Annotated in this window: 11 protein-coding genes (1 of these 11 cut by a window edge); 6 read left to right on the forward strand and 5 right to left on the reverse strand. The window is 64.7% G+C overall.

From position 1 onward, the window contains the following. A protein-coding gene (locus DUGA2_RS00175) for a non-ribosomal peptide synthetase (protein WP_070266533.1) crosses the window boundary here: on the forward strand, window positions 1-7,595 show its final stretch. Its footprint begins 12,553 nt before the window's first position; 7,595 of the gene's 20,148 nt are visible here — the last part of the coding sequence; its start codon lies beyond the left edge, outside the window; its stop codon occupies window positions 7,593-7,595. Window positions 7,596-7,648: 53 nt separating this feature from the next. Here DUGA2_RS00175 and DUGA2_RS00180 read toward each other — a convergent pair whose 3' ends face one another. Both DUGA2_RS00180 and DUGA2_RS00185 read right to left on the reverse strand, forming a co-directional pair. Next, window positions 7,649-9,799 carry a TonB-dependent siderophore receptor gene (locus DUGA2_RS00180; protein ID WP_229214552.1) on the reverse strand — a complete coding sequence of 717 codons (2,151 nt, stop codon included), beginning with the start codon at window positions 9,797-9,799 and terminating at the stop codon, window positions 7,649-7,651. Between the two features lie 134 nt (window positions 9,800-9,933). Then, entirely contained in the window at window positions 9,934-11,217 is a 1,284-nt protein-coding gene (locus tag DUGA2_RS00185) for a lysine N(6)-hydroxylase/L-ornithine N(5)-oxygenase family protein (protein ID WP_070266535.1), read from the reverse strand. 221 nt (window positions 11,218-11,438) lie between these two features. Here DUGA2_RS00185 and DUGA2_RS00190 point away from each other — a divergent pair, with 221 nt between their 5' ends. Next, on the forward strand, window positions 11,439-12,287 hold the full coding sequence (locus DUGA2_RS00190) for a N(5)-hydroxyornithine transformylase PvdF (RefSeq protein WP_070266537.1): 849 nt from the start codon (window positions 11,439-11,441) through the stop codon (window positions 12,285-12,287). Beyond that, window positions 12,284-14,704 carry a penicillin acylase family protein gene (locus DUGA2_RS00195; RefSeq protein ID WP_070266538.1) on the forward strand — a complete coding sequence of 807 codons (2,421 nt, stop codon included), beginning with the start codon at window positions 12,284-12,286 and terminating at the stop codon, window positions 14,702-14,704. Before DUGA2_RS00190 ends, DUGA2_RS00195 begins: the two co-directional genes overlap by 4 nt. Here DUGA2_RS00195 and fhuF read toward each other — a convergent pair whose 3' ends face one another. After that, on the reverse strand, window positions 14,705-15,463 hold the full coding sequence (fhuF, locus tag DUGA2_RS00200) for a siderophore-iron reductase FhuF (RefSeq protein WP_070266540.1): 759 nt from the start codon (window positions 15,461-15,463) through the stop codon (window positions 14,705-14,707). It lies immediately after the preceding gene. 184 nt (window positions 15,464-15,647) lie between these two features. Between fhuF and DUGA2_RS00205 the strand changes: the two genes are divergently transcribed. After that, window positions 15,648-17,318, forward strand: a complete 1,671-nt coding sequence (locus DUGA2_RS00205; protein WP_070266541.1) for a cyclic peptide export ABC transporter — start codon at window positions 15,648-15,650, stop codon at window positions 17,316-17,318. Window positions 17,319-17,676: 358 nt separating this feature from the next. On the opposite strand, the gene DUGA2_RS00210 is transcribed toward DUGA2_RS00205, so the two are convergent. After that, window positions 17,677-18,576 (reverse strand): LysR family transcriptional regulator, encoded by a 900-nt coding sequence (locus DUGA2_RS00210; protein ID WP_070266542.1) that lies wholly within the window; start codon window positions 18,574-18,576, stop codon window positions 17,677-17,679. 106 nt (window positions 18,577-18,682) lie between these two features. Here DUGA2_RS00210 and DUGA2_RS00215 point away from each other — a divergent pair, with 106 nt between their 5' ends. Beyond that, window positions 18,683-19,537 carry an aldo/keto reductase family oxidoreductase gene (locus DUGA2_RS00215; protein ID WP_071658831.1) on the forward strand — a complete coding sequence of 285 codons (855 nt, stop codon included), beginning with the start codon at window positions 18,683-18,685 and terminating at the stop codon, window positions 19,535-19,537. A 30-nt stretch (window positions 19,538-19,567) separates the two neighbouring features. On the opposite strand, the gene DUGA2_RS00220 is transcribed toward DUGA2_RS00215, so the two are convergent. After that, window positions 19,568-20,059, reverse strand: coding sequence for a TadE family protein (locus DUGA2_RS00220; RefSeq protein ID WP_083296147.1), 492 nt, complete (start codon window positions 20,057-20,059; stop codon window positions 19,568-19,570). 104 nt (window positions 20,060-20,163) lie between these two features. Here DUGA2_RS00220 and DUGA2_RS33945 point away from each other — a divergent pair, with 104 nt between their 5' ends. Beyond that, a complete protein-coding gene (locus DUGA2_RS33945; RefSeq protein ID WP_168167742.1) occupies window positions 20,164-20,301 on the forward strand; it encodes a hypothetical protein in 138 nt (45 codons plus the stop codon). Window positions 20,302-20,306 lie beyond the last annotated feature (5 nt).

Raw genomic sequence — 20,306 nt, forward strand, 5'->3', positions numbered from 1 at the left:
ACGTGTCGCCGCAGGCGGGACAAACGGTGCACGCGGCCGAGCTGCGCGGCCGCCTGGCCATCGCGATGCCGGACTATATGGTGCCATCGGCAATCGTGGTGCTGGACGCGCTGCCGCAAAACGCCAACGGCAAGGTGGACCGCAAGGCACTGCCGGAACCCGGTCACGCCGCCGACCAGGAATATCAAGCACCGCAAGGCACGGTGGAGCAGGCGCTGGCCGACATCTGGAGCGCGGTTCTGGGTGTGCCGCGCGTTGGCCGTCAAGATAACTTCTTTGAACTGGGCGGCGACTCCATCCTGAGCCTGAAAGTGATCTCACGTGTGCAAGCCAAGGGCGTGACGCTGACGCCAAGACAAATATTCGAGCACCAGACCCTGGCCGCAGTGGCCGCCGCGAGCGAAGGGCAGCATGCGGCTGCGGCAATCCCAGTACTAACGGAAGACCGCCGTGCCGGCCCGCTTGCCGCGTCCTACGCACAGGTGCGTCAGTGGTTCCTGTGGAAACTGGATCCGGAAAGTACGGCCTATCACATCAGCGGTGCGCTGAAGCTGGATGGTGACTTGAATGTGGACGCGCTACAGGCTTCATTTGATGCGCTGGTAGCGCGGCACGAATCGCTGCGGACAGTGTTCCGTTCCGGTCTGGATGGCCAGGTAGTGCAGCTGATTAAGCAGACTGGCACGGCATCTGTTGAACGGATCGATCTCAGTGGCGTGCCGGTCGGCGAACTGGCTGCGCGCGTGCGCGGGGAAGCGGTGCGTCTGCATCAGACACCGTTCGACCTGGAGCAGGGTCCGTTGCTTCGCGTTGGCCTGATTCGCGAGGCGGTCGGCCGGTATGTCCTGGTGGTGGTGATGCACCATATTGTCTCCGACGGATGGTCGATGCAGGTCATCGTTAACGAGTTCGTGCAGCTGTACCGAGCGCGGGCCGAAGGACGTGATGCCGAACTGACGGCGCTGCCGTTACAGTATGCCGATTACGCGGTGTGGCAGCGCGAGTGGCTTGATGCGGGCGAGAAGGAACGGCAGCTGGCCTATTGGAAGGCACAACTGGGCGACGAGCACCCGGTGCTGCAGCTGCCGACAACCCGTCCACGCCGGGCCGACGCTGCCTATCGCGCGGCGCAACATGCCATCGTGCTGCCAGCCGGGCTGGCAGGCGAATTGCATCGGCGCGCACAGGCGCAGGGCGCAACATTGTTCATGGCGTTGCTGGCTGGTGTGCAGGTACTGCTGTCGCACCACTCCGGCCAGCAGGACATCCGCGTGGGCGTGCCGATCGCCAATCGCCAGCGAACCGAGACTGAAGGTGTGGTTGGCTTCTTCGTCAATACCCAGGTGCTGCGCAACGTCATCGACGGAAGACTGAGTCTGGCGCAGGTGCTGGCGCAGGCCAGGGCCGCATCGCTTGGCGCTCAAGCTAACCAAGACCTGCCTTTCGAGCAGTTGGTCGAGGCGCTGCGGCCAGAGCGCCAATTGGGGGGCAACCCATTGTTCCAGGTATTGATGAACCATCAGCGCCAGGAACCAAAAGGGACGCAGAGCATGCCGGGCCTGGTGCTCGAAGAGTATGTGCTGGGAGACCAGGGCGCTCAGTTCGAACTAGTGGTGGATACATTCGAAGAGAGCGACGGCCGTTTGCACGTGAGCTTCACTTATGCCCATGAGCTGTTCGATGCCGACGCCATCGAGCGCATGGCCGGCCATTACGTGGCGGTGCTGCGGGCGCTGGCCGAACAGCCGGAACTGGCCGTCGGCGATGTCGAGTTGCTGGATTCGGCCGAACGCGACCAGCTCCATGCCTGGGGCGTGAACGCGGCGCACCACCCGCACGAGGAAGCGGTGCACAAGCTGATCGAGCGGCAGGCGCAGGCCCGCCCCGAGGCGATTGCGCTGCTGTTTGGCGACGAGTCGATGAATTACTCGGAACTGAACCAGCGCGCCAACCGTCTGGCGCACCATCTGATCGCGTTGGGCGTGCGCGTCGACGGCAAGGTCGGCATCGCGATCGAACGTTCCTTCGGGATGGTCATTGGCCTGCTGGCGATCCTGAAGGCCGGCGGCGCCTACGTGCCGCTGGACCCGGAATATCCGACCGAGCGCCTGGCCTACATGCTGGAGGACAGCGGTATTGACCTGCTGCTGACGCAAAGCGCGGTCAAGAATGGCTTACCGGCCGCCGCCGGCGCGCGCTTGCTGGATCTGGACACGCTCGACCTGAGCGACTCACCCGCGCACAATCCGCAGCCGGCACTGCATGGCGAGAACCTGGCGTACGTGATCTACACCTCGGGTTCCACCGGACGCCCGAAGGGGGCGGCCAACCGCCATCGTTCGCTGTGCAACCGCCTGGCGTGGATGCAGCAGGCCTATGGATTGACGCCGGCCGACACGGTGCTGCAAAAGACGCCGTTCAGCTTCGACGTCTCGGTCTGGGAATTCTTCTGGCCACTGATGACCGGCGCCCGGCTGGCCATCGCCAACCCCGGCGATCATCGCGACCCGCAACGCCTGGTCGAGCTGATCGCCCGCCACGGCGTGACCACGTTGCACTTCGTGCCGTCGATGCTGCAAGCCTTCCTGGCGCACGAGGGCATCGAAGCCTGTGCCAGCGTGACGCGCATCGTCTGCAGCGGCGAAGCCTTGCCGGCGGAGGCGCGCAACGCCGTGTTCAAGCGTCTGCCGGGCGCTGGACTCTATAACCTGTATGGCCCGACCGAAGCGGCCATCGACGTCACCCACAGCACCTGCCGCAACGATGGCAGCAGCCAGGTGCCGATCGGCCAGCCGATCAGCGGCACGCAGACCCACGTTCTCGACGACAGCCTGAATCTGGCGCCGGCCGGCGTGGCTGGTGAGTTGTATTTGGGCGGCATCGGGCTGGCGCGCGGCTATCTGGATCGTCCGGGCTTGAGCGCGGAGCGCTTCGTGGCCGACCCGCTGGGGCGCAACGGCGAGCGCCTGTACCGCACGGGCGACCTGGTACGCTGGAACGATAAGGGCGAACTGGAATATCTGGGCCGGATCGACCATCAGGTCAAGATTCGCGGCTTCCGCATCGAACTGGGCGAAGTCGAGGCGCAGTTGCTGGCGCAGCCGCAGGTGCGCGAAGCGGTGGTGGTGGCGCACGGCGCCGCCGCCGGCGCGCGGCTGATCGCCTACGTGTCGACGCAAGCCGGGCTGACGGTGGACGCAGGCGAGTTGCGCGCGCGTCTGGCGGAGAAGCTGCCGGACCACATGGTACCGTCGGCGATCATCGCTCTGGACACCTTGCCGCTGAACGCCAACGGCAAGGTGGACCGCAAGGCGCTGCCGGAGCCGGGCTACGAAGGCGGCCAGGAATACGAAGCGCCCCAAGGTGAGGTGGAGCAGGCGCTGGCCGAGATCTGGGGCGAGGTGCTGCAAGTGCCGCAAGTGGGCCGCCAGGATAACTTCTTCGAACTGGGCGGCCATTCGCTGATGGCGCTGAGCGTGCTCGAACGGATGCGCGCGCGCGGCATGGCGGTGCAGGTGCGGACCCTGTTCCAGCATCCGGTGCTGGCGGCTTTCGCGCAGGTGATCGAACGCAAGGAGGACCGCCGCGACGTGGTGGTGCCGGCCAATCTGATACCGGCCGGTTGCACGGCCATCGAGCTGGGCATGCTGACGCTGATCGAACTCGATGCCGGGCAGATCGCCTGCGTCGAAGCGGCGGTGCCAGGCGGCGCGGCCAACATCCAGGACATCTATCCGCTGGCGCCGTTGCAGGAAGGGATACTGTTCCACCACATGCTGCAAGGCGAGGGCGATGCCTATGTCACGCCGCACCTGCTGGCTTTCGACAGCCGAGAGCTGCTGGAACGCTTCGTCGCCAGCTTCAACCAGGTGATCGCGCGCCACGATATCCTGCGCACCGCCGTGTTGTGGGAAGGCTTGCAGGAGCCGGTGCAGGTCGTGCAGCGCGAGGCGGAACTGGCGATCGAATGGCTGGCGGCGATGGAGGCCGGAGCGGCAGAGCGCCTGAACGCCTACGTCGATCCGCAGCATCACCGCATCGACGTGCGCCAGGCGCCGATGATGCGGGCGGTGGCGCTCCAGGATCTCGAGCAAGGCCGCTGGCTGTTGCAGCTGCCGAGCCATCACCTGGTGCTGGACCATACGACGCTGGAACTGATCGTCGAGGAAATCGGATTGATCCAGCAGGACCGCGCGGTGGAACTGCCCGAGCCGGTGCCGTTCCGCCGCTTCGTGGCGCAAGCGCGCCTCGGCGTGAGTGCGGCCGGACACGAAGCCTTCTTCAAGCAGATGCTGGGGGACGTGGACGAGCCGACCGCGCCATTCGGTCTGCTGGACGTGCGGGGCGACGGCAGCGACATCGAGGAGGTACGCCTGCCGCTGGCGCCGGAACTGTCGGAGCGTATCCGCCAGCAGGCCCGCCGTCACGGCCTGGGCGCGGCCAGCCTGTTCCACCTGGCGTGGGCGCTGGTGCTGTCCAAGGCGACCGGCAAGGACGACGTGGTGTTCGGCACCGTGCTGTTTGGCCGCATGCAGGGTGGTGAGGGCGCCGAGCGGGCGCTGGGCATGTTCATCAACACGCTGCCGATGCGCGTCAAGCTGGGTGGTCGCGGCGTGCTGCAAAGCCTGCGCGAGACCCACACGTCGTTGACCGGCCTGCTGGAGCACGAACACGCCAGCCTGTCGCTGGCGCAGCGTTGCAGCGGCCTGCCGGGCGGCACGCCGCTATTCTCGGCGCTGCTCAATTATCGTTATGGTGTCGGCCAGCAGGCCGAGACGGGCAATGCCGGCTGGGAGGGCATGACATCGTTCGGCGGCGAAGAGCGGACCAACTACCCGGTCAGCATGGCCGTGGACGATCTGGGCCAGGGCTTCCAGTTGGCGGCGCAGGCCGGCCGCACCGTGGGAGCGAAGCGTCTATGCGACTATACGCTGGCGGCCATCACCGGTATCGTCGATGCGCTGGCCGCCCAGGGCGAACAGGTCATCGATGAACTGGCGCTGCTGGATTCCGCAGAGCGTGAGCAACTGCAGGCTTGGGGCGCGAACTCCCTGCGTCACCCGGACCAGACGCCGGTACATCGCCTGATCGAGCGCCAGGTACAAACCCGTCCCGACGCGATTGCATTGCAGTTCGGCGACGAGTCGTTGAGCTACGCTCAAATGAATCATCGCGCCAACCAACTGGCGCATCATCTGATCGCGCTGGGTGTGCGACCCGATGCCAAAGTAGGAGTCGCGCTTGAACGCTCGTTCGACATGGTCATCGGCGTGCTGGCGATCCTGAAGGCCGGCGCGGCCTATGTGCCGCTGGATCCGGAGTATCCCGCCGAGCGTCTGGCCTACATGCTCGACGATAGCGGCATCGCACTGCTGCTGACCCAGCGCGCGGTAAGGGTAGGCTTGCCGGCGGCGGACGTGCAGGTACTGGAGCTGGATGCGCTCGACCTGAGTGGACAGCCTGGCCACGATCCCCAGGCGGCAGTCCACGGCGACAGCCTGGCCTATGTGATCTACACCTCGGGTTCCACCGGCCGGCCGAAAGGCGTCATGGTCCGCCACGACGCCTTGCGCAATTTTATGCGAAGCATGGCCGGCGAGCCAGGCATGACGGCCGATGACATACTGGTCGCCGTGACCTCGCTGTCCTTCGATATCGCGGCGCTGGAAATTTATCTGCCGCTGCTGCAAGGCGCGCGCGTGGTGATCGCCTCGCGTGAGGTAGCGCGCGACGGCGAGGCATTGTCCCGATTGATCGCACAAAGCGGCGCATCGGTGTTGCAATGCACACCGGCCAGCTGGCGCATGCTGCTCGCCGGCGGATGGCGAGGCGCGTCCGGCCGCAACTTCAAAGGCTTGTGCGGTGGAGAAGCGTTGCAGCCGGATCTCGCAGGCGCGCTGGCCGGCATCGGCGTGGAGCTCTGGAATATGTATGGCCCGACCGAGACCACCATCTGGTCATCGGCCGCGCCGTTCGCGAGCGGCTTGGGCATAGGCCAGGCCGTCGCCGACACCTCGCTGCTGGTGCTCGATCACGCGCTGCAAGCGGCGCCGGTGGGCGTACCCGGGGAGCTTTACATCGGCGGCGCCGGTCTGGCGCGCGGTTATCTGGGCCGCGCCGGATTGAGTGCGGAGCGCTTCGTGGCGAACCCCTTCGGTATGGACGGCGAGCGCTTGTACCGTACCGGCGACCTGGTACGCTGGAACGCGGACGGGCAACTGGAATACCTGGGCCGACTGGATCATCAGGTCAAGATCCGCGGTTTCCGCATCGAGCTGGGTGAAGTAGAGGCAGCGCTGCTGACGCAGCCCGAGGTTGGCGCGGCCGTGGTGGTGGCCTTCAACGGTTCGGTCGGCATGCGTCTGGTGGCTTATGTGGCTACGGCCGCCGGGGGCCCGCTGGATGCGGATCTGTTGCGCGAGCGCCTCCGCCGCTCACTGCCTGACTACATGGTGCCGTCGGCGCTTATAGTGCTGGAACGCCTGCCGCTGAACGTCAATGGCAAGGTGGATCGCAAGGCGCTGCCGCAGCCTGGGCATGAGGATACCCGCGTCTACGAGGCGCCGCAAGGCGTGGTGGAGCAGTCGCTGGCCGCCGTGTGGGCCGAAGTGCTGGGCGTGGAACGGGTGGGGCGCGGCGATAACTTCTTCGAACTGGGTGGCGACTCCGTGTCCGCGCTGCGGGTCCTGGCACTGTCCCGCGCCCGTGCGCCGATGGCGCCGCGTTTCACTTTGCAGGCGCTGATGAGCCAACCGACCATCGCCAGCCTTTCGCAGCCGGCAAGCCCCGTGACGCTGCTGAACAAGGCGGTGGACGGACAGCCACCTCTGTTCTGCATCCATCCTGGACTGGGAACGGTGATGGGCTATCTGCCGCTGGCCAGGCAACTCAACGGCCAGCGCCCGGTCTATGGCGTCGCCTGCCGGACACTGAATGACGCCAGCCATCGCGATGTCTCGCTCGGGCAGATGGCGGACGACTACGTCGAAATGCTGACGGCGATCCAACCCACGGGGCCTTACCATTTGTTCGGATGGTCGCTGGGCGGCGCACTGGCCGCATTGATGGCCGCACGGCTGGAGGCGCGGGGACAGATCGTCGCCTTCGTCGGCCTGGTCGATCCGACCGTGCCGACCGCGCATGCGGGACAAATGCCTGGTGCGGATTGGCGCACGCAGTACGGACGCCTGTTGGGAGATGTGCTGAGCGGCGCCGTCTCGCTGACGCCATCGGATCAAATGGCCGATCCGATGCAGGATGAGCTGCCGCTGATCGAATGGACCCGCGCGCTCCTGCGCGAGCAGCGGCAGAAGGTGGCGCCGGCCTACCGGGAGGTATCGGCGGAGGAGCTGGTTCGTATCTTCCTGGTCGATTGCTGCCTGACCGAGGCCGCGCTGGCATCGGTGCTGCCTTTGCCCGACTTGACCGCCGGCGTGCATTGCTGGTGGGCGAACGATCAGCGCGAAACCGCCATTGAACAGCTGAACCAGCAACTGGGCACCGGCGGCGTGTCGAATCGCCGGGTGGATACGGACCACGGCGGCATCGTCGAGCATGGCCTGGTACTGCGGGATATCGCGGAACTGCTGGCGTAAAAAAAGCCGGATCCGCCCGAGGCGGATCCGGCTTTTATCAGCCGAGGATCGCTCTACCAGCGATAGCTGGCCGAGGCGATCACCTTGCGTGGCTCACCGTAGAAGCAGCGGTAAGGGCAGGCGGTGACGAAGGTTTTGTCCGTCACGTTGCTGATATTGAGCGCCAGCCGCCACGGGCCGGTGGTGTAGCTGGCCATGGCGTCGAAGACCGTATAGTTACCGCCGGTCATGTCATGCCACTGGCTGGTGGTCTCGCCGACATAACGTCCACCCACGCCCAGTTTGACATTTGGCAGGCCAAATGCGGCCAGCGTGGAATCGCCCCACAGCGAGAACTGATTGTAGGGAATGCCGCTGACGCGCTTGCCCGTTTCTTCCGGATACAGCGGACTGGACTTGGTGGTGCGCACGTCGGTGTAGGCATAGGTGCCGATGAGTTGCGCATCGCGGCCGATGCGGCCCTTGGCTTCCAGTTCGACGCCACGCGAGCGCACTTCGCCCTGCTGCATCTGGTAGCGTGGGTTGGCGGGATCGTCGGTCAGCACATTGGTCTGGGTTAGCTGATAGGTGGCGGCCGACAGCATCAGCGCGGTGCCTGGCGGCTGGTAGCGCACGCCCACCTCGAACTGTTCGCCACGGGTCGGTTTGAAGCGCCCGCCGGAACGGTCGACGCCGGCTTGCGGAGCGAAGGATTGGCTGACGCTGGCGAACGGCGCCAGGCCGTTGTCGGCCAGGTAGACCGCGCCGACCCGGCCGGTGGAGGCCGAGCTGCTTTCATTGTCGATCGCGCACTGGCTCTGGTCGAAGTAGCCGCACTGCTTCTGACGCACTTTGTCGTGACGTCCCCCCAGCAACAATACCCACTTGTCGGCGATTTTCATCTGGTCCTGGAGGTACAGTCCCAACTGCCTGGTCTCGGTGCGGGTGGCAACGGACAACTGCGGTGGACCGATCAGGCTGCCATACACCGGGGCAAACAAGTCCAGCGGCCCGACGCTGCGGTCGTAGCGGGCGGTGTCCCATTTCTGCACCGAGTAGTCGACGCCGATCAGGCTCTTGTGGGCGATGCCGGCCGCGTTCCAATCATATTGGAGCGTGGTGTCCGAGGTCACGCCCGAGCTGTGCTCGGTGCGTTGCTCGCCATAACGCTCGGAAACCGAACGCTGGTCGTCGGTCAGGTCGAAGGGCACGGAAATGGCGGCCCAATCCTGCTTCATATTGTAACGACGCAGGCTGTGATGGAGTTTGAGCTTGTCGCTGAACGCATGTTCGACCAGATAGCCGATCGAGAAGCGGTCGATGTTGTAGTGATCGAAGCCGGGCTCGCCGGTGTAGCGGTTGCGCGGGATGGCGCCATTGATATTGCGAACGACCGTGCCCACCGGTGGCAGGCCGTCGCCGCCGTAGGCGGTGCGGTCGCGCTGGTATTCACTGAGCAAGGTGATGCTGGTGGCGGCGCTCGGCTGCCATTTCAGGGCGGGCGCGATGTAGCTGCGGTTGTCGGGAATGAAGTCGATCGAGGTGTCGCTGTTGCGCTGCAGACCGGTCAGGCGGTAGGACCAGGCGCCGTCCTCGGACAGCGCGCCGGCGAAGTCGCCGGCAAACTGCCTGCGCTTGAAGGAGCCGAGTTCGACGTTGATCTCGTGCAGCGGCTCCACGGTTGGCCGCTTGCTGACGGTGTTGACCACGCCGCCCGGTTCCGCCGCGCCATAGAGGATGGAAGAGGCGCCCTTGAGCACTTCGATACGCTCCAGGCCGTAAGGCTCTTGCTGGCCGTCGAAGCGGTTGCTCTGGTAGCGGGTGCCGTCGCGGAACGAGGTCGGGATCATAAAGCCGCGCAACATCACTTCGTCGCCGACCCGTTCAATGTAGGGGGCGCGCGCGGCGCCGACCGAGTAGGCGATCGCGTCGGTGAGGCTCTGGGCCTTGAGCGTTTCGATCTGCTCGGCGCCGATCACGGTGATCGATTGCGGTGTTTCCAGGACTGGCGTGTCGGTCTTGGTCCCGGTTGCGCTGCGGTTCGCTACATAACCCTGAACCGGACCGGTGGCGGTTTCCGCCGCCGCGGTGACGACCACCTGCGGCAAGGCGGTGTCAGCTTTGGGCTGAGGGCTGCCGGCCGCGCAGGCGGCGCCGCTGAAGGCGAGGCCGAACAGGCCGGCGCGAACGGCGCGGGCGATCGGGGTGAGTTGGGTGCTGGGCATTGCTGGTCGGTACATATTGGTGGAGCCTGACATGAATAGTGGGTGGGAAAGGCCGGAATGGCGGAAATCAACTACCAATCTACACAGACGTTTTCGCCTGCGAATTGTTTAGTCGGCCCTGCCGGCCCATATCGTCAGAGCGCGCCGGCCGCCACGCGCCGTGCCGCCGGCTGCGCCGCCAGCAGGGCGGTGCCGATTTCGCCGGTGCGCACGGCGGTCACCGACAGCAGCGTGTCGCTCAAGCCATGCGACGCCTCGCTGGCGCCTTGCAGGAAGATGGAAGGGCGGAATTGCGGCGCCGTGACGATGCGATAGTCGCGGTCGGTCTCCAGTTCGCCCAGCCAGGGCGCCAGCGGCTCCAGCAGCGTCTTGTGGTGGGCGCGTTGATAGCCGGTCGCCAGCACCACCGCGTCGTAGCGATTGGTGATGGTCTGCTTGCCGTTTTGATCGTACAGCGTCAGATGCACGCCATTGGCATCCGCGCGCACCGTCTTGACCTCATGGCGGCGCAGGAACTGGTGGCGGGCCTGCTCGGCCACCTTCTGTTCGTAGAAGATCTTGAAGAGTTGGCGGATCAGGTCCAGGTCGGGGCTGGCGTAATTGGTATGGCGGAACTCACGCAGCATATCGCTGCGCTCGGCCGCGCTGCGGCTGAACATATGGTCGACAAAGTCGGGGTTGAAGACTTCGTTGACAAAAGGACTGTCGTCGGCCGGCTTGATGGTGCGGGCGCGCATGACGAGGTCGATCTGCGGGGCATTTGGCCTGCCGTGCAGGTCCATGAAGATTTCGGCCGCGCTCTGGCCGGCGCCAATGATGGCGATCTTGTTTGCCTCGGCATTGGCGGCCAAGCGGTGCAGGTAGTGGTGGGAATGGAAGATGCGCGGATCGTCCTTGAAGGGGCGGAAGCATTCAGGGACGTTGACGGTGCCGCCCACGCTGACGACCAGGTTGCGGGTCAGGCGCTCATGCATCTCGCCGCCGGCGCCATGCGAGCGCACGCGCAGCAGCTTGACTTCGCCATCGCGCACTTCAGGCAGCACCTCGAACACTTCTTCGCCATAGACGCAGAGGTCGTCGAACTGGGCCGCCGCCCAGGCGAAATAGTTGCTGAACTCGTGACGGCTGGGGTAGAACGTCTTGAGGTTGATGAAATCGTGCAGCCGGCCTTTCTGGTGCAGATAGTTGACGAAGGTGAAGGGGCTGCGCGGGTTGCGCATCGTGGCCAGATCCTTGAGGAAGGAAATCTGCATGTGCGTGTTGTCGAGCAGCATGTTGGGATGCCAGTGGAAGCTTTCCTGGCGTTCGATGAATAGCGCGTTGACGCTGGCGCCGGCCTGCCGCTGTTCGTCCAGGGCGATGGCCAGGGCGATGTTGGACGGGCCGAAGCCGATACCGATGAGGTCATGAATGAGCATGCCGCACTCCTAAGTGGTTGGATGGGGCGCCGCCGGGGCGCGTATGATCGCCAGCCGCGTGTTTGGCCGGTCTATACAGGACTAGACGATGTGAGTGGCCTTTTGTTTAGGCGAGCGATGGCCGTTAAACATTTGTCCCGCCGCCGCGTCATGCAAGGAGGAATCGGTCCCGCCAACAGGGGCCGCCGTTCATTTTTTTCTTTCATGGTGATGGCGTACAAATGGCAAAGACAAAGCTGGTATATATCTGGTCCTTAAGAAATGCGGCGGCCGACCGCGCCGGGCAGTACATCGATTACAAAGGCGGGCAGCGCTATATGAAATCGGTGCTTGAATACCTAGTCGAGACGTTGAACGAGACCGCGCTAGGCGAGGCCTATTCGCTGGAGGCGGTCATTTACGACGACGACCGGGAGTCGGAGCGCGACCGCGAAAAAGTCGGCGGCTACGGCTTTGCCTATCAGCCGGGCGCGCAGTGGTTCTATCCGCCGGAACTGGAAGTGGGCGGGCGCCGCGTCAACGACCTGCTGTGCGCGATTCCATCGACCTACCGCCGCCTGCCGCTGGATGCGGCCGAGCGTCCGGCCGGCAAGCGCGCCTTTGAAGCGCGGCTGCTGGACCGCCTGCAGACGCTGGGTGCGGAACTGGTGGTGCTGGATGGCCTGCTGGTCATCCTGGATGAGCTGGTGCGTCCCGGCGCGGCCTATCACCGCAAAATCGTCAACATCCATCCCGGCATTACCCGGATCGAATCGCCATACGAGCGGCGCGGCGCCTGGGCCACGCTGGATGCGCTGCACGGTGCGCAGGGGCGCAAAGTGGTGAACTGGCAGACTATGGAGACGGTCGATGTGCCTGTTGTGGACCGTACCGGCGCCTCGTTCCACTACGTCGACAACGGCATCGATTCGGGCGAGGTGATCCACGACGTGCTGGGCACGGTGATTTCGCCGCAGGACAATATTCTCGAACTGCGCTGGAACAACTTCAACCTCAGTCTGTTCCCGGCCCTGTCCCAGGGGCTGGCCAAGATGGCCGGCCTGCCGCTGGTCCCGGGCGGTGAGGTATGATGGCTGCTGCCGGCCGCGCGCTGGTCCTGCTGGCGCTGGCGACGGCGGCGCATGCCGAGACGGCGCCGGCGGCGGCCACCGGCGTCGAGATCCGCCGCACCACCGACGGCATTCCGCACGTGCGCGCGGACAACTGGCGCGCGCTCGGCGTCGGCGCCGGCTATGTGCAGGCGCAGGACGCGCTGTGCACGCTGGCCGAGGCTTTTGTGACGTACGAGGGGAGGCGCGCCTGGTTCTTCGGCACCGATGGCCGACCGGCCCGCAACGCCACCTTCGGCCGGCCGAAAAATATCGACCTGGACTTTTTCTTCCGCGCCCAGGCCGACGACGCAGTGCTGGCGCAGTACCGTGAGCACAATCCGCCCGCCTTCCGGGAACTGGTGGAGGGCTATGCCGACGGCTACAACCGCTATCTGGCCGACGCCCGCCAGGGCCGCCTGGACGCGGCCGACCGGGCTTGCCTGAAACAAGCATGGGTGCGCGACATCGACGCCAACGATGTCTACCGGCGTCTGTACGCGGCGCAGATCGCGGCCGGCTACGCCAGGTTCGTGACTGAAATCGCCATCGCCAAGCCATCCACGGCGGTTGCCGCCGCCGCGGCGGTGAATGACGGCGCTCTGCGCCATCGGCTGGCGCAGAGCATAGGCGACCAGCCCGGCCTGGGCAGCAACATGTTCGCCTTCGGCCGCGAGGCGACCGGCGGCGAGGCTGTCCTGTTTGGCAACCCGCACTGGTTCTGGGGCGGCCCTGACCGTTTTTACCAGATGCACCTGACCATACCTGGGCAGCTCGATGTGGCCGGCGCCACCTTCCTGGGCATTCCGCTGGTGATGATAGGCTTTAATGAGCATGTCGCCTGGAGTCACACCGTCTCGGCCGCGCGCCGGTTCGGGTTATTCGACCTGAAGCTGGACCCGGCGGACCCAACCCGCTACCAGCTAGACGAGGGCAGCGAGGCGATGACCTCGCGCGAAGTGAGCGTCGATGTGCGCGACAGCGCCGGCAAGGCGCAGCGGCTGACGCGCACCTTCTACCGCACCCGCTACGGTCCGGTGCTGGATCTCGGCGCCCACAATCCGGCCTTCGGCTGGGGCGCGGCGCATGCGTTCGCCGTGCGTGATGTGAACGCCGATAACTTCCGTATCTTTCCTAACTACTTCCAGTGGAGCCAGGCCCGCTCGCTGGACGAATTCATCGCCATCCAGCGTCGCGAGGCGGCGCTGCCTTGGGTAAATACGGTGGCGATCGGCCGGGGCGACGGGCGGGTCTGGTACGGCGATGTCGGGGCGGTGCCGAACGCGCCGGACGCGCTGCGCAAGTCCTGCGCCACGCCGCTGGCGGCCGGCTTTGCGCAGGTCGACGACTGGACTCCGGTGCTCGATGGCAGCCGTCGCGCCTGCGACTGGCAAGTGGATCCGGCGGCCGCGCAGCCCGGCGCCATCGCAGCCTCGTCATTGCCGTGGCTGCTGCGCGAGGACTATGTGGCGAACATGAACGACAGCTATTGGCTCAGCAATGCGCGCCAGCCGCTGACGGGCTACCCGAAACTGCTCGGCGGCGAAAGCGAGGCGCTGATGCTGCGCGGACGCCTTGGTCATCACATGGCGCTCGATCTGTTGCAGGCGAAGCTGCCGGCGGATGCATTGAGCCAGCGGCTGATGCATGACGTGCTGACGCCCCGCTCGTATTCGGCCGAGCTGTTCAAGGATGAAGTGTTGGACCAGGCTTGTGCGCTACCGCAGGTGAGACTGGACGCGGCGGCGCAGAAAGCGGCCGGCTTGCAAAAAATCGTCCGGCCGGCACGCAAGGTCGATATCGCCAAGGCATGCGCCACGCTGCGCCGCTGGGGTAACAAAGCCGACGGCGACGACCGTGGCGTGCTGTTGTGGGAGGCGTTGTGGGCGCGGCTGGACAGCATCCCGGAGGCGCAGCGCTACGGCACGCCGTTTTCGGCGGACGCGCCATTGGACACGCCGCTCCATCTGCGGGCCGGCAAGAGCGTCGCGGCGCGGGCACTGGCCGCCAGCGTGGCGGAATTCGCAGCCAGGGGCTGGCCGCTGGACGCGGCGCTCGGCACGCAGCGTTACGTGAACAGCGGCGGCCGGCGCCTGCCGGTCTTTGGCGGCTGCGCCTCGGCCGGGTATTTTGCCGTCGCCTGCAACGAGGACGAAGGCAGCCTGATGGGACCGGACTCGCATGCCAACAGCTATATGCAGGTGGTGCGATTCGGCGCGTCCGGCGTGCAGGCACATACGATGCTGGCCCACGGCCTGGACGAGGCGGCGGTGGCCGGCGGCCGTGGCGCGGCGCCGGTGGAACGCTATGCCCGCAAGGAATGGCTGCGCTTCCCGTTCCGAGAGGAGGAGATCGCGCGCGATCCGGAACTCACCCGCATCGTACTGCCGGCGCGCTAGCTAAGCCGCCGGTGCATGGTGCGGCGCCAACGGGCAGGCGCCGCACCAGGATTGCTCCGGCAAACGGTACATCAGGCAGCATTCGCGGTGCAGCACGGCCACGGCCCCTGTGGCCAGACCTGCGGGCGCTATCCGGCGTTGCCGGCCATGCAGAGGGTTGGCGCGGCCATCGGCGTCGAACGGCCGGCGCAGCAGCATCTCCCGGTCCATGGCGACCGGCGCCGCGTTTCCGCTCAGGGCCAGCGCCTGGGCGAAGATGGCGTCCAGATGGCGCGCCGCGTTGGCCCACAGGGTTTTGTGAGGCAGGCGCGTGTGCCGGTGGATGGCATCGAAGAGCGGGGCCAAATGGTGGTTGAGCATCGGTCCGTAGCGTGTCGCGGTCGGACTGCCCGGCAGCGCGCCGCCTTGGTGCAGGATGTGAAATCGCACGGGCGTGCAATGGCGGTCCAGGCCGATCGCCATCTCGTCCGCGCTTAGCGGCAAGCGGTGCTGCAACAGGCTCGCGGCCGCCGCTGCCGGTGGCAACAGGACGCCCAGGTAGTCCAGGCTCCAGGATGATGCGGCGGCCCTCAAGTCGCCGCCGCGCACGCCCAGATACGCGGCGTGGCGGCGGAGTACGTCCGGCAGCAGTCCGCCATCGTCGCCCCCGATCAGCCTGGTGACGGGCAGGGCGTCGGCCGGCCAGCACGGCGCGCAGGCAAGCGCCTCGCCATAGGCTGCCCAGTCGCCCTGGAACAGCGGCGCGAGCAGGGGCATCATGACCACCCCCAGGGGCGGTAGTGGAATGGAGTTCTCATGCAGCTATGACGTTGCCGGCCGGCCGATGTTAAGGCCAAATCGCAAAAACGCTAAACAGATGCCGCGCCAGTTCGTCTTGAAGATGAACGCTGCGGCGGCAGTGACTGCGCCGCTCCACTTCCATTTTTTGTTAAGGTGAAACGGCTTGCTTACCTATTTGATACGACAGTCGCGCAATCTGATGATTGCCGCCGCGCTGGCCAGCATCGCCACTGGCGTCTGCAGCGTGCTCCTCCTCACCCAGATCAACGCCGCGCTGACTGCCGAGACCCACGCCGAGCGGATGGTGCTCGCATGGCGGTTCGCGGCCTTTGCCGTGGCCGCGATGCTGACCCACATGGTGTCGTCCGTGCTGTTCGAACGCCTGAATCAAAGTGCGCATGCGAATCTGCGCCGTTTCATCTCTGCGCGCGTGATGGCTGCGGACTTTCGCCGGCTGGAGGAAATCGGCGGCCCGAAGGTGCAGTCGGCCTTGTCCGAGCATAGCGCCCGGGTGGCCGACTTCTTTGTCAGCTTCCCTATTATCCTAGTCAACAGCATCATCGTAGCCGGTTGTCTGGTCTACATGGCATGGCTGTCGTGGCAGGTGTTTCTGGCTGCGATCATCACCATCGTGTTGGGTTCGCTGGGCTACCATCTGGCGCACGTGCGGGCGATCCGCCACCTGGACCTGGCCGCGCGCGAGCAGGATAATTTGTTCGACCATTTCCGTTCGCTGGTGGAGGGGGCCAAGGAACTGCGTCTGCACGCGGCAAAACGCCGGCGCTTCGCCGACGACGTGCTGGGGACGTCGATCGAGACCGTGCGACGCGAACGCGCCTTCGGCATGTCGGTGTTTCTGGTGTCTTCGGCGTGGGGGAAATTCCTGATCTATGGCTTCATCGGCCTGGTGTTGTTCTTGCTGGTGGGGGACGTGGAAGGCCGCGCCCGCATCATGACCGGTTTCGCGCTGGTGTTCCTGTATATGGTGGCGCCGCTGGAGAATCTGCTGGTGGTCCTGCCGCACGCAAACATGGCCAGCGTGTCGGGCGCGCGCATCGACGAGATCACCCAGCAACTCGAAGACAGCGCCGGTGTTGCCGCCGATCCGGCCGCTGCCGTCTCGCCGCCGCTGGAAAGCCTGGTGCTGAAAGGCGTCTCGCACCGTTACTACCATGAAGGGGTGGATGACTTGTTCACGCTGGGTCCCATCGACCTGACATTCCGCCCGGGCGAGATCACCTTCCTGGTGGGCGGCAACGGCAGTGGCAAGACTTCGCTGGCCAAATTGCTGGTGGGACTCTACCGGCCGGAGGAGGGGCGCATCCTGCTGAATGGCGAGTCGATCGGCGACAGTAATCGTGATCGCTATCGCCAAACGTTTTCGACCGTATTTCCGGACTTCCACCTGTTCGAGCAGATGCTGCACGCGCCGTCTGGCGATCTCGATGCGCAGGGTAATGCGCTGCTGGAGAAATTGCACCTTCAGCACAAGGTGCAGGTGAGAGACGGCGCGTTTACCACCCGCGCCTTGTCACAGGGGCAGCGCAAGCGCCTGGCGCTGGCGGTGACTTACTTGGAGGATCGTCCCTTCATCGTGTTCGACGAGTGGGCGGCAGATCAGGATCCGGTGTTCAAGGAAGTGTTCTATCGCGAATTGCTGCCGGAACTGCGCGCCAAAGGTAAGTCAGTACTGGTGATTTCGCACGATGATCGCTATTTCCATTTGGGTGATCGTTTGATTCGCATGGAAAATGGTCAAGTGGTGGCGGTGGAGACGCGAGCTGAATCACTTTTGATGAGCGAACCCGGCGTCGGACTGGCTGCAGTAGCATAAGTTTGTTTAGGCCGGTTTCTTGCCCCCCCCTAGCCTAGACTTGTTCGCGCGTGAGTTTTGCCAGTTACACCGTTTCGATGGCATTGTGGGAAATCCAGCTTATCAACGCCGTGCCAATGAAAATTTGGAGGGCGAATACGGAGTCAGTGCGGAGTCTCTCGGGATTTCTCGGGAGTCGTCGGGAGTCGTCAATCGCAGGCGCTCCCTATGAGGGCCGTCCTTGGGACGCTCCTACTGTCTCGTACCTGAGCTTTCACACTGCAGGGGTCGCAAGTTCGAAACTTGCACTTCCCACCAAGAATACGTTTTATATCAAAGGCTTACATCATTTAGATGTAGGCCTTTGTTGTTTTGGACGCTACCAGCGCATGGTCGGAATAAAGTCCGCAAACGCGCGCAGCGGCGCCGGCAGATAGCGCCGGCCGGGGTAGTACAGCGAGGGACCGTTAAAGGCTGGCCACCAGCGCTCCAGCACCGGTTCCAGTTCGCCGCGCTCCATGTAGGGCTTCAGCCAATCTTCAAACAGGTACACCAGGCCGGCGCCGGCCAACGCCGCATCCACCTTCAAGTCGGCGCCGGCGCCCAAGCTGACAATCAACGGACCGGCCGGTTTGATGATGACTTTCTTGCCCTTGTGCTCGAACTCCCAATCCGGCATGGCGCCGCTGGAAAAGCGCCCGCGCAGGCAGGTATGCCTCAGCAGGTCTTCCGGCCGCTTGGGCAGGCCGTGCTGTCGCAGATAGTCTGGCGACGCTGCCAGCGCAAAACGTTGCCGGCGCGGCCCGATCGGAATCGCCACCATATCCAGCTCCATGTGTTCTTCGTAACGGACGCCGGCATCGCAGCCGGAGCGCTGCAGATCGACAAAGCTGTCATCGACGATGATCTCCAGGCAGATGTCCGGATAGGCGGCGATAAACGGCGGAATGATGCGCGGCAGGACCAGTTTCGATACGCTAAGCGGCACGTTGAGCCGCAGTCTGCCAGCCGGACGGTCGCGAAAACCGTTCACCACATCCAGCGCGGATTCGACCGCGCCCAGCGCCGGCATCAGTTGCTCCAGCAAGCGCTGGCCGGCGTCGGTGGTGGCCACGCTGCGGGTGGTGCGGTTCAGCAGGCGCACGCCGAGGGCGGCCTCCAGCCGTCGCACCGCTTCGCTCAGTTGTGACGCGCTATTGCCCGTCATGCGCGCGGCGCCGCGAAAGCCTCCATGTTTGGCGACCGCGACGAAGGCGCCGATATCCTGCAGATCAGCCATTGGTGATTGTCCTGTATTCGGCACAAGTTGTGCCATTGCGAGGTATTGTCGCACAAAGTTTTCGCACCTAGACTGTGTTCTTCAACCCATCCTTCAGGAGCACATTTTGAACACCTTCCAACTTGGCGATCTGGCTGTCAACCGCATGGGCTATGGCGCCATGCAGCTCGCGGGCCCGCACGTCTTCGGCCCACCCAAGAACCGCGAGGAAGCGCTGGCCGTGCTGAGGGAGCTGGCTGCGCTGGGCATCAATCACATCGACACCAGCGACTTCTACGGCCCCCATGTCACCAATGAGCTGATCCGCGAAGCGCTGCATCCGTACGCGGACGATCTGGTGATCGTCACCAAGATCGGCGCCTCGCGCGGCGCTGACGCTTCCTGGCTGCCGGCCCAATCGCCGAAGGCGCTGGAAGCGGCAGTGCTCGACAATCTGCGCAACCTTGGCCTGGAACGACTTGAGGTGGTGAACATGCGTCTCATGTTTGACGTCATGGGACCGGCGGAAGGCGACATTGAAGCCCACATCACCGCACTGGCGGAACTGCGGCATCGCGGCCTGATACGCCATATCGGCGTGAGCAATGCCACCCTGCAGCAAGTGAGGCAGGCGCGCGGCATCGCCCCGATTGTCTGTGTGCAGAATCAATACAATCTGGTCCACCGCCACGACGACGCACTGATCGACGAGCTGGCAAAAGATGGTATCGCCTATGTGCCGTTTTTCCCGCTTGGCGGATTCTCGCCGCTGCAATCGGCTACCCTGTCCGAGGTCGCCGCGCAGCTGGGCGCCACGCCCATGCAGACAGCGCTGGCGTGGCTGCTGCAACGTTCGCCGAACATCCTGCTGATTCCCGGCACCTCATCGCTTGTCCACCTGCGGCAAAATGCCGCCGCTGCGGATCTGATACTGCCGCCGGAAGCCGTCCGTAAGCTGGATGCCATCAATTTGCCGCGATAACAGCGACGTCTGCAAATCTGGCGGCCGATTTCAGCGCCCAACATAAGGCATCGCCGCGGCAGCTGTCACCGTCAGGGTGCGGAAGCCGAGCAGGTTCAGGGTAACTCCCGGTAGCACATCGTCGGCGACGTACATCTGTATGGTGACAGTTATCGAAGTGGGCGTGAAATAGCCGCTGCAAGTGATGCCGCTGCACAGAACCGTAATCACGGGAATGTATGCCCCCGAGCTCATCAGCGAACCCATTTCCTCGGTCACGATGGCCTTGGCCAGCGTCACGTGGTCGCCGATCCTGGCCGGGTTCTGCACATCCATCAACGAAACTGACGACAGGTATCTCGCTGCGTCATGGGATGCCTTGCACGCGGTCTGATAGCTGAGCAGAACCTCGCCGAAGAACAGCGTGCAGGCGATCAGGATGAAAAAGGTCGGCATGACGAGGGCAAGCTCGACTGCGGCGATGCCGGCGGATCGGCGGCGCCGTGGCAGCGGGCGATTCGGGACCGAAGCTGGTTTCCTCATGGGATGCCTCCAATTGCTTTCCGAGAGACATCCTAGCCGCAGCAGCAATTATGGAGGTTGATTCACGACAACTTTTACGCGCACCGGGACTATGGCGAGCCGCCATGCTCATCGCCGCGCGCGGCGACGGCCTGGCCTTGAACCGCCTGGGCGACATGTGCACGGACGGCCGCGGCTGGAAGACCGCCGGCTTGGGGATTTTTGATCTGCATCATGGATTTCGGCGCGCCATCCGCCCATAGTCTGT

The sequence above is a fragment of the Duganella sp. HH101 genome, assembly GCF_001758795.1.
Lineage (GTDB): Bacteria > Pseudomonadota > Gammaproteobacteria > Burkholderiales > Burkholderiaceae_D > Rugamonas > Rugamonas rivuli.

Excerpts from the sequence above, each read along its gene's own strand:
- DUGA2_RS00180 (WP_229214552.1), bottom strand. The coding sequence starts at position 9,799 with ATGCCCAGCACCCAACTCACCCCGATCGCCCGCGCCGTTCGCGCCGGC.
- DUGA2_RS00185 (WP_070266535.1), bottom strand. The coding sequence starts at position 11,217 with ATGCTCATTCATGACCTCATCGGTATCGGCTTCGGCCCGTCCAACATC.
- DUGA2_RS00190 (WP_070266537.1), top strand. The coding sequence starts at position 11,439 with ATGGCAAAGACAAAGCTGGTATATATCTGGTCCTTAAGAAATGCGGCG.
- DUGA2_RS00195 (WP_070266538.1), top strand. The coding sequence starts at position 12,284 with ATGATGGCTGCTGCCGGCCGCGCGCTGGTCCTGCTGGCGCTGGCGACG.
- fhuF (WP_070266540.1), bottom strand. The coding sequence starts at position 15,463 with ATGATGCCCCTGCTCGCGCCGCTGTTCCAGGGCGACTGGGCAGCCTAT.
- DUGA2_RS00210 (WP_070266542.1), bottom strand. The coding sequence starts at position 18,576 with ATGGCTGATCTGCAGGATATCGGCGCCTTCGTCGCGGTCGCCAAACAT.
- DUGA2_RS00220 (WP_083296147.1), bottom strand. The coding sequence starts at position 20,059 with ATGAGGAAACCAGCTTCGGTCCCGAATCGCCCGCTGCCACGGCGCCGC.
- DUGA2_RS33945 (WP_168167742.1), top strand. The coding sequence starts at position 20,164 with ATGCTCATCGCCGCGCGCGGCGACGGCCTGGCCTTGAACCGCCTGGGC.